A 9,883-nucleotide genomic window follows, 5' to 3' on the forward strand; every position below is an offset into this window, starting at 1 on the left:
CATCCAGCACGCGGCCCGTGCCGGCGAGCGCGTGGCGCGTGTGTCCAGCGACGAATTCGCCGTGCTGCTCTCGGCCGGCACCTCGGCCGAAGCAGCCACAGCGGCCGAAGATGTTGCACGGCGGGTGTTGAGCGCGATTGCGCAGCCCTACCGGTATCGCGAGCAGCACACGCATTTGTCGGCGAGCATTGGCGCGGCAATCTTCCCCGATGAAGTCGTGCAAGCCACCAGCAGCCTGCTGCGCATGGCCGATCACGCCCTGGCGCAGGCGAAGACCTCGGGCGGCAATATCGTCATGTTCCATGTTCCCGACGACGACCCCCGCAACGCCGAGCGCCTGAACCTCGAAGCCGATCTCTACGAAGGCGTGCGCAATGGCGAGTTTTCGCTGCATTTCCAGCCGATCACCGAAAGCCGCAGCCGCAGTGTGGTCGGCGTCGAAGCGCTGATCCGCTGGCAGCATCCGGTGCATGGCCTCGTGCCGCCGGTGGCCTTCATTCCGCTCGCCGAATCCATCGGCCTGATCAACTATCTCGGCAACTGGGTGCTCAAGGCCGCATGCATGCAACTGGTGCAGTGGGATAGCGAGGGCTTCGTGCTGGACTACGTCTCGGTGAACGTCTCGCCGCAGCAATTCCGCGACAAGCGTTTCACGCAAAACGTGCAAGATGCGCTGCAACTGACGGGCCTCGATCCGAGCCGGCTCGTGTTCGAAATCACCGAAAGCCTGCTGATGCACGACCCGGAAGAAGCCACCCGCCTGCTCGAAGCACTGGCGGCGCTTGGCATCACTTTCGCCGTCGATGACTTCGGCACCGGCTATTCCAGCCTGTCCTACCTGCAGCGCTTCCCGCTGTCGAAGCTGAAGATCGACCGCAGCTTCATCGAAAACCTGCTGACCTCGCGCAATAACCAGGCGATCGTCACCGCGGTGGTCGGCCTGGCAAAATCGCTGGGGCTCGAACTCGTGGCGGAAGGCGTGGAGACCGAAGCGCAGCGCCATCTGCTGATCGAAATGGGCTGTGACCAGATCCAGGGCTGGCTTATCTGCAAAGCCCTGCCCGCCGGCGAACTGATGCGTTGCTTTCAAGATAAAACGCTCTTTCTCCAGGCGCCTTTATAAGATACCGTCACGCATTTGCGTCGGCGCGGGAGTGAACGGGAGCTACTGCGGCGTTTCATGCACGCGTCTGCTGTAAAGCTTCCGTGTGACCGCGCCGTTAAAGGATTTGTGCAGGTTTTTTTCCGCGCATTACACTTCGACCCTGACCGATGACTCAAGGTCGGTGACTCGATGTCGATGGTTCAAGCCGTACCGGACAACCGGTACGGAACGTGTAAGGCATTCAGATCAATCGCATGGCAAGCAATTCCAAAGCCGAATTACTGGACAAGCTGTGGGGCCGCATGAGCGAGCGCGGAGACTTTCCGATGCTCTCCCAGGCCTTGCGCACCACCGTGTCCGCGATGAGCGACGACGACCTGGACTTCACCGCCCTGGTCCAGGTCGTTCTGTCCGACTTCGGCCTTACGCAGAAGGTGTTGCGGCTCGCCAATTCCGCGATGTACATCTCGTTCGGCGGCAATATCACCACCGTGACACGCGCGCTGATGGTGCTCGGTATGGACGCGGTCGGCCATCTGGTGGTCGGGCTGAAACTCGTCGATCACTTTCATCAAAGCGCGCCGCGGCGTATCGATGCCAAGCTCGAACTGAATCGCACACTGCTGTCCGGCGCGGTCGCGCGGCAAGTGACCGAGCGCAGCGAATTCCGGGCGTCGGAAGAAGCCGTGGTCTGCACGCTGATGCGCCAGATCGGCAAACTGCTGGTGGCGTTCTATCTGGAGACCGAGTGGGATCAGCTGCGCCGCAAGGCCACGGCCGAGCACATCAGCGACAGCCTCGCGTGCAGCGCGTTGCTGGGTGTCACCTTCGAGGAAATCGGCATGGAAGCCGCGGACCGCTGGCGCCTGCCGGAGACCATCCGCACTGGCATGCTGACCCGCGATCCGCTCGCCCCCATCGATGAAAGAACGCCACGCCATGTGCGCTGGCTGCAGGCTGTTACCAACTATTCCAGCGAAGTCGCCGATGCGCTCACCGCGCAGCATATCGACGAGGCACATCGCGAGACCTCGCTCGTGGATATCGCGAACCGCTATAGCCGCGCGTTGTTGACCGACGCCGCCGCACTCGCCGCGATGAGTCTCGCGCTCGCGAACGAGGACTCGAACGATGGCGTGATGCGCGAGATCGTGGAACTGCGCGCGGACGCCGATGCCATCGCGCGCGCGGGGTTATCGGCGGAGGCGCGGATTACCGCCGGCCTTGAAGACTTGCGCTCGCTGCCGTCGAAGAACGCGCTGGGCGCCGTGCTCGCGCTGGCGTCGGAGGCCGTGCTTGCCGGGCTCGCGTTTTCGCGCACGGTGGTGTTCGTGCGCCAGGGCAACAACGAATTTCACGCGCGGCTCGGACTCGGGCCGGGCGTGGACAAGCTGCTGCCATCGCTGGCATTTTCTGCGGCGTTCGAGCCTGACGTGTTCCATCTGGCAATCGCGAACCCGGTGGGGATTTTTATCGAGAATGCTCGCGATCCTCGTATTGAAGCCCGCTTGCCGCGCTGGTTCAAACCTTCTTTCGGAGACGCCCACGCATTCGTGCTGCTGCCCGTGAAAGCCAATGGCTCGACCATCGCCATGCTTTACGGCGACTGGACGCAAGCGGAGCACGTACGCAAGATCACGCAGCCGGAAATGGCCGCGCTAAATGAACTGATGCGGGAATTGAGTCGTTTTTTTTCTAACGCGGACTGGAAGGAAGTAGAGCTGCTCTAGTCCGCTTTGAATGCTCTGCCCGGCGCGCGACCGATGACGAATCGTGCGCGCCGGCAAGTCTCTCGTTCTCACTCGCGCCAGAGAATCGCCACCGCCTGATCGCCATACTCCACGATGTACCCGCCATGCTCGCGCCGCCATTCACGCGCGGCGACGGCATCTGCAAACCACACCTTCTCGTGGTCGCCGAAAGCGCCGGCGTCGAACCGGTATCGATCGATGACGGCGGGCTCGCGCGTATCGAGCACCGGCTTGCAGGCGTCCCAGCCGAAATGACCCAGCTCGACCGCCAGCATGTTCAATATGTGCTTGAGTTGGACATTCGCGCGCGTTTCGTATAGTTCTGCGAGCGTCTCGGCGCGGGTCACACCCGCTGCGAGCAAGCGGCGCACGACGGGCATCGCGGTGCTTGTGCTGTCCGCATGAGCGAGACGAAGCAGCCGGCGCGCGTGGCGTCGAAGAAATTCGGTGTTGGTGAGATCGGAATTCGCAAAGCGGGGACAGGATGTTGACCACATGACGTTTCTCCTTGTTGCGCCGTTCTCGCTGCGGCTAAAGGTTCAACGTTGCGGTTTATCCAGATGAAGCGATAACGCGTGACAGGTGTTTTCACTTTCGCGAGACCGGGCGCCCTGCCGCGCCCGTCGCGAATTCTAGAACAAAGGCTTGCCGTTCAGCAAGCCCGCATTCCTCGCTTATCTCGCACGTCGCGCTACATCACGCGAGTTGAAACTTCCCGACCAGTTGTTTCAACGCGTGCGCCTGGTCATCCAGCGATTGCGCCGCGGCGGCCGCCTGCTCGACCAGCGCTGCGTTCTGCTGCGTGCCTGCGTCCATCTGCGTGACGGCGTGATTGATTTCCTCGATGCCGCTGCTCTGCTCCGCCGATGCCGCCGAAATCTCGCCCATGATGTCCGTCACGCGCTTGACGGCCTTCACGACTTCTTCCATTGTCGCGCCGGCTTCGTGAGCAAAGGTCGAGCCATCGGAAACACGCGCCACCGACGCGTGGATCAAGCCCTTGATCTCCTTCGCCGCCGCCGACGAACGTTGCGCAAGATTGCGCACTTCGCCTGCGACGACTGCAAACCCGCGCCCTTCTTCGCCTGCCCGCGCCGCTTCCACGGCTGCATTGAGCGCGAGAATATTCGTCTGGAACGCGATGCCTTCGATCACCCCGATGATGTCGCCAATACTCTTTGCACTCGCGTTGATCTGCTCCATCGTCGCCACCACGCGTCCGACCACCACGCCGCCCTTCTCCGCAATCTCCGATGCGTTGTAAGCCAGCGAACTCGCCTGCTTCGCGTTCTCGGCGTTCTGGCGCACGGTGGAGGTGAGCTCCTCCATGCTCGACGCAGTCTTTTCCAGCGCGACGGCCTGTTGTTCCGTGCGCTGCGACAAGTCCACGTTGCCTTGCGAGATCTCGCCGGATGCCGACGCGATCGCTTCCGCGCTGGCCGCGATTTCGCCGACCGTCGTCGATAAATCCTTCTGCATGCCCGAGAGCGCATAGAGCATGCTGGTGTTGTCGCGTTTGGCAATCGCGATACGGTTCGACAAATCGCCCGCCGCGATCCGGCTCGCGATTTCCATCGCGTAGACCGGTTCGCCGCCGAGTTGTTTTGCGAGCCGTCGCACGACCCATTCGCTCACCGTCAACGCCAGCACGATCAGCACCAGCGTCAGCACGGCCACCATCACGAACGACGCGTGATAGATGGAAGCCGCCGAATCGATAGTCGCTTTAGCCGCCACGCCACGCTGTTCGATGAGCACATTGACGAGCTTCTCCAGCTTGCCCGTCGCCACCAGCAACGAGACATCCTGGATGCCCACTTGCCAGTTCATCTGCGACAGATCGAGCGGTTGTTCCTTCACCAGTTTCACGAAGGTGCGCAGATCGGTGCTCCACGTGCCAACGGCCGTCGCCAGACGCTTCTGGTCGCCCGACGGGTCTGCGTAGCTTTGCAGGCCCTGTTGCCCGCTGCCGATATCGGTCAGCGCGTGTTCGATGTCCGCGCCGAGTTCGTCGCGTTCCTTGGCGGTCGTCGCCGTGAGCAGCATCTTTTGCGAACGGCTCGCGCGCAACACGGCGCTGCGCAGCTCCTCCACCGCGCGGGTGGCGACATGACCCTCGCGATAGATCGACTCCGTCGAGCCATTGAGACGGCTGATCTGCGTGAGCGCAATCACGCCGATAATAAGCGTGCCGATCAGCAACAATGCAAACGCCAGGCGCAGCGACGCCTTGACGGACAACGAACGGCCGCTCGTGCCGGCGACCTTGGCCAGCGCCTTGACGGCTGCCTTGGCGCCGCCATCGGGAATAAAGCCAGCGCCGGGATTACCCCGTAGCGAAAACGGTTTCATCTATTGAATTCCCCAGTTTTGATTGGCATCGCGCGGCCTGCTTCTTGGGCGGGACGCACGGCTACATCAATGGTCTACGGCGGGAAACGGCGCTTCTTTAGAGGTGTTTTTTGCACATGTTACAAACTCATGTCACTCTCACCAAAAGCGGGCGTGCTGGGTCCAGGCATGGGCAAGTTGCTGTCCGCTTCGCGACAAAGTTTGGCCGGACAATGCATAGAGGACAATTTAGAATTGTCAGCAAATGGCGCATTGGCGGCGCTGCTAAGGATCAACGAAACACAACGAAAGACACCTTCCGGCCCATCATCATGCAGACAAGTATCGAAAAAGGCGCGCTTGGCGCCGCTCCTGCCTTGAGCCCCGCTGTTCCGCGCACCGTATTTTCCGTGCTTGGCGCGATCAGTTTTGCGCATTTGCTCAACGACATGATCCAGTCGCTGATTCTCGCCATCTATCCGCTGTTCAAAAGTGAGTTCGCATTGTCGTTTGGACAGATCGGCTTGATTACGCTGACTTACCAGATCACGGCGTCGTTGCTGCAACCGCTGGTCGGCCTATATACCGATAAACATCCGAAGCCGTATTCGTTGCCGGTCGGCATGGGTTTTACGTTGTGCGGATTGTTATTGATGTCGATGGCCGGAAGCTATCCGGTATTGCTGATCGCCGCCGCACTCGTCGGATGTGGATCGTCAATCTTCCATCCTGAATCGTCGCGCGTGGCGCGCATGGCGTCGGGCGGACGGCACGGTCTTGCGCAGTCGGTGTTTCAGGTCGGCGGCAATGCGGGCAGCTCTCTCGGGCCGCTGCTGGCCGCATTGGTCGTCATGCCGCACGGGCAACGCAGCATTGCGTGGTTTTCGGCTGCGGCATTGCTCGCCATTGTCGTATTGGCGAATATCGGGCGCTGGTATCAACGTCATCCGGCAGTGAAGAAGGCACGTGGCGCGGTCGCGGTGTCGGCTTTGTCGCGCAATAAGGTACTCGTCGCCATGACGGTGTTAATGCTCCTCGTATTTTCAAAGTATTTTTATCTGGCGAGCATCAGTAGCTACTTCACGTTTTATCTGATCAGCAAATTTCATTTGCCCGTAGAAACTGCGCAGGTGCACCTGTTCTGGTTCCTTGCGGCAGTGGCCGTGGGCACGATCGTGGGCGGGCCTGTCGGCGACAAGATCGGCCGGAAGGTTGTTATCTGGGTATCGATCTTGGGCGTTGCGCCGTTCACACTGATGTTGCCGTTCGCAAATCTCTTCTGGACCGGCGTGCTGTCGGTCGTAATCGGACTGATCCTCGCATCGGCGTTCTCGGCCATCCTGGTTTATGCGACGGAACTGGTCCCCGGCAAGGTCGGCATGGTCGCTGGGTTGTTCTTTGGCTTCGCGTTCGGCATGGGCGGGATCGGCGCGGCAGTCCTTGGCCATCTGGCTGACGCGACGAGCATCGACTATGTCTATAAGGTTTGTTCGTTCCTGCCGCTGATCGGAGTCCTGACGATCCTGCTGCCCAATACCCGGGAGAAACGGATATCGGCATAAGCGTGATGATCACGGTCATGTGAGCAGAACAGGCATACAACCGGCGAGCGCACGACTCTAAAACGAGTTTTCGTTTCGACGTTCCAGGCGCCCCAACCTGATTTTGTCGGCCTGACCGACGTCGCCGACACGATTGGCGTCACGCGCCAGAACATGCGCAAGTTAATGCTCACGAACGCGGCTACGTTCCCACTCCCCGTACACGAAGGCAGCACGGCAATCTGGCATCTGGCATCTGGCATCTGGCATCTGGCATCTGGCATCTGGCGGAAATAATGGACTGACTGAACGCAAAAGGCACCTACGAGCTTGAGCAAGCGGTTCACGAATTGCAGAAACGACCATGCAGATCAACCTGACCAAAGAGGCACAGTGACTCACACCGCGGGCGCAGCGGGAACTGCGCCCGCTGGTGAAATAAGAGTAGCTACCGCGCCAAAGCCTCCTTCACCTGCACCAGCGCCCCGGCATCTTCGATCATTGGCAGATCGCCAGGGTCGCGCCCTTCGGCCAGCGCGGCAATCGCCCTGCGCAACAACTTGCCCGACCGGGTCTTCGGCAACGTCGCCAGAAAATGCACTCGGGCTGGACGCGCTATCGCGCCCAAATGGGCGTCGACGCTGCGGGCGAGTTCCGCTTCAAGCGCTTCGCGCGCGCCGGCTTTATCCAAAGCCTGGGCATCGCGCAACACAACAAAGGCCAGCGCGACTTGCCCCTTTACCGAATCTGCAACGCCCACAACCGCCACCTCGGCCACGGCCCGATGACTGCTTATCGCCTCCTCGATTTCACGCGTCCCGAGCCGATGCCCTGCCACATTGATCACGTCATCGGTGCGCCCGAGAATGGACACATAGCCATCCTCGTCGGTCACGCCCCAGTCGAAAGTCGAATACAGCTGTTGCCCTGGCACACTGTTCCAGTAGGTCTTGATGAAGCGTGAATCGTCGCCCCACACCGTCTGCATGCATCCCGGCGGCAACGGATAGTCAAGTGCGATCACGCCCTTCTCGCCCGGCGCGCAAATCTCACCTGTTGCCTCGTTACGCACTGTCAAAGCAAACCCCATCGAAGGCACCCCGGGCGATCCAAGCTTCGGTGACAATGCTTCAATACCCCGGGGAATCGCGATCATCGGCCAGCCGGTTTCGGTCTGCCAATAGTTATCGACGACGGGCTTTTTCAACGCACTTTGAATCCACTGCGCGGTGGGTTCATCGAGCGGTTCGCCGGCTAGAAACAACGTGCGCAGACTCGATAAATCCGCCTGCTCCATCAGCTTCGGATCCTGTTTCTTGAGCACGCGCAACGCGGTCGGCGCGGTGAACATCAAGTTGATCCTGTGCTGCTCGATGATCCGCCACCAGATGCCGCCATCGGGGCGAATCGGCGTGCCTTCGTACATGACCGTCGTGAGCCCGGCAATCAGCGGCGCATAAATGATGTAGCTGTGCCCGACCACCCAGCCTACGTCCGACGCGGTCCACATGGTGTCGCCGGGCTTGCCCTGGAAGATGTGTTCCATCGATGCCGCGAGCGCCACCGCGTACCCGCCCACATCGCGTTGCACGCCCTTAGGCTTGCCGGTCGTGCCCGACGTGTAGAGCACATATGAAGGTTGGTTCGATTCGAGCCAGACGCAGGGAACATGGGCATCGAAGAATCGTTCGCGCAGCGGCTCGTACGCAACCAGATACGGCGCCTGCAACCGCTCGGGCGCAAGCTGCCGGTCGATCAGCAACACCTTCGGCACCTTGTGCGTGGCGCGCGCCAGCGCTTCGTCGACTAGTGGCGTGTAATCGATCACTCGGCCTGCCCGCGCACCGGCATCGGCGGTGACAATCAGCACGGGCGTAGCGTCATCAATACGCGCCGCCAGACTCGGCGCCGCAAAGCCGCCAAACACGACCGAATGGATCGCGCCAAGCCGCGCGCACGCGAGCATCGCGAACAGGGCTTCGGGGATCATCGGCAGGTAGATCAGAACGCGCTCGCCCTGGGTCACGCCAAGCGAGCGCATCACAGCGGCCATGCGGTTCACTTCGGCGTGCAGTTCGGCGTAGGTGTAGCGCCGCTCGATGCCCGTTTCCGTCGATACATACACCAGCGCGTTCTGCCGAGCGCGCGCGGCGAGATGGCGGTCGATGGCGTTGTAGCAGAGATTGGTCTTGCCGCCGACGAACCAGCGCGCAAAAGGCGGATTGCTGCGATCGAGCACTTGCTCGAACGGCGTTTCCCAATGGATGCGCCGCGCCTGTTCACCCCAGAACGATTCCGGATCTTCAATCGAACGGCGGTGAGCTTCACGATAAGTCGGCATTCGAACCCCTGTCTGGTAGCGGAACGCCGCGCCTGAATCGCGCTCAGGCGTTCAGACGCGGCGAATTGCTCCTGAGCATAGTTCAGGCCACGGGGCGCTGCTAGAGAGGGACGGCCCTGAGTCGACCCTTTTGCCAGGTCGCCACGCATGCCGCCATTACGGCATTACGGCATCTGCAAACGCGGCTTATCGGTTGATTGCGGTTCGGCCAGATCGCTTGCCGAATGCTTGAGCAGCACAGGCGCGAGTTCGCCGGCCACGCGCATGCTCGACACCACGACCATTCGGACACCGCTGCCCTGCGTTACGGCGCGCGCGGCTTCCCGCGTCGTCGCCCGTGCTTCGATCCTCGGCTCGATCACGATAAACCCGCGGCAAAAAAGCGCGAGTGTTGTCCGCTGCGAGCGTAGCCAGGCGTGGCGCAGGTTGGTGTCATCGGCGGTTTCATCGGCGTTATGTTCCGACACGATCACAAACGGCGTCTTCAGCGACAACAGCCGCTGCATCTCGGCGCCCCAGGCAAACGCGTAGCCAGGCTGCACCGCCCGGCGGCGCAAGCGCACAAGCGGGAAGCGGCTGGCGTCGTGCAAACGCTGATCGGGCATATCGCGCGCGTCGGTGAGAACGCATGCCGGCGTGAAGGGCTTGGCCGAGGGAGATTGGGTGGCGATCACAGCGGTCTCGTACTCCAGAAATTCATGGCTAAGGCAAGGTTCGCGACTATCGGACGACGTGAAAACCGGGGTGGCCGGGGCTGCGTGGCGCTACTCACGCGTGCGCTGGCGGGCTGCGCCGCAGCGGCGGGCCATGCGCG

At 61.4% G+C, this 9,883-nt stretch carries 6 protein-coding genes and 2 pseudogenes; 4 read left to right on the top strand and 4 right to left on the bottom strand.

The window, feature by feature from the left end:
* Window positions 1–1,123: putative bifunctional diguanylate cyclase/phosphodiesterase (locus EOS_RS00390; protein ID WP_047844628.1), on the top strand; the 1,123-nt coding region annotated here is incomplete at its 5' end.
* A 236-nt stretch (window positions 1,124–1,359) separates the two neighbouring features.
* Window positions 1,360–2,835 (top strand): HDOD domain-containing protein, encoded by a 1,476-nt coding sequence (locus EOS_RS00395; protein ID WP_047844629.1) that lies wholly within the window; start codon window positions 1,360–1,362, stop codon window positions 2,833–2,835.
* 68 nt (window positions 2,836–2,903) lie between these two features.
* Here EOS_RS00395 and EOS_RS00400 read toward each other — a convergent pair whose 3' ends face one another.
* Both EOS_RS00400 and EOS_RS00405 read right to left on the bottom strand, forming a co-directional pair.
* Window positions 2,904–3,353, bottom strand: coding sequence for a hypothetical protein (locus EOS_RS00400; RefSeq protein ID WP_047844630.1), 450 nt, complete (start codon window positions 3,351–3,353; stop codon window positions 2,904–2,906).
* A 199-nt stretch (window positions 3,354–3,552) separates the two neighbouring features.
* Window positions 3,553–5,208, bottom strand: a complete 1,656-nt coding sequence (locus EOS_RS00405) for a methyl-accepting chemotaxis protein (RefSeq protein WP_047844631.1) — start codon at window positions 5,206–5,208, stop codon at window positions 3,553–3,555.
* Window positions 5,209–5,519: 311 nt separating this feature from the next.
* Here EOS_RS00405 and EOS_RS00410 point away from each other — a divergent pair, with 311 nt between their 5' ends.
* Both EOS_RS00410 and EOS_RS49105 read left to right on the top strand, forming a co-directional pair.
* On the top strand, window positions 5,520–6,749 hold the full coding sequence (locus tag EOS_RS00410) for an MFS transporter (protein ID WP_047844632.1): 1,230 nt from the start codon (window positions 5,520–5,522) through the stop codon (window positions 6,747–6,749).
* Between the two features lie 96 nt (window positions 6,750–6,845).
* A pseudogene (locus tag EOS_RS49105) lies at window positions 6,846–7,010 on the top strand (DNA-binding protein); the annotation flags it as partial.
* 166 nt (window positions 7,011–7,176) lie between these two features.
* Here EOS_RS49105 and EOS_RS00415 read toward each other — a convergent pair.
* Window positions 7,177–9,084, bottom strand: a pseudogene (locus EOS_RS00415) (propionate--CoA ligase); the annotation flags it as partial.
* 149 nt (window positions 9,085–9,233) lie between these two features.
* Window positions 9,234–9,743 (bottom strand): hypothetical protein, encoded by a 510-nt coding sequence (locus EOS_RS00420; protein ID WP_235442660.1) that lies wholly within the window; start codon window positions 9,741–9,743, stop codon window positions 9,234–9,236.
* Window positions 9,744–9,883: the final 140 nt, after the last annotated feature.

Origin of the sequence: Caballeronia mineralivorans PML1(12), assembly GCF_001028175.1 — a bacterium.
GTDB lineage: Bacteria > Pseudomonadota > Gammaproteobacteria > Burkholderiales > Burkholderiaceae > Caballeronia > Caballeronia mineralivorans.

What these genes read in the sequence shown, in the direction of transcription:
- EOS_RS00405 (WP_047844631.1), bottom strand. Translation starts at nt 5,208, where the DNA reads ATGAAACCGTTTTCGCTACGGGGTAATCCCGGCGCTGGCTTTATTCCC.
- EOS_RS00410 (WP_047844632.1), top strand. Translation starts at nt 5,520, where the DNA reads ATGCAGACAAGTATCGAAAAAGGCGCGCTTGGCGCCGCTCCTGCCTTG.
- EOS_RS00400 (WP_047844630.1), bottom strand. Translation starts at nt 3,353, where the DNA reads ATGTGGTCAACATCCTGTCCCCGCTTTGCGAATTCCGATCTCACCAAC.
- EOS_RS00395 (WP_047844629.1), top strand. Translation starts at nt 1,360, where the DNA reads ATGGCAAGCAATTCCAAAGCCGAATTACTGGACAAGCTGTGGGGCCGC.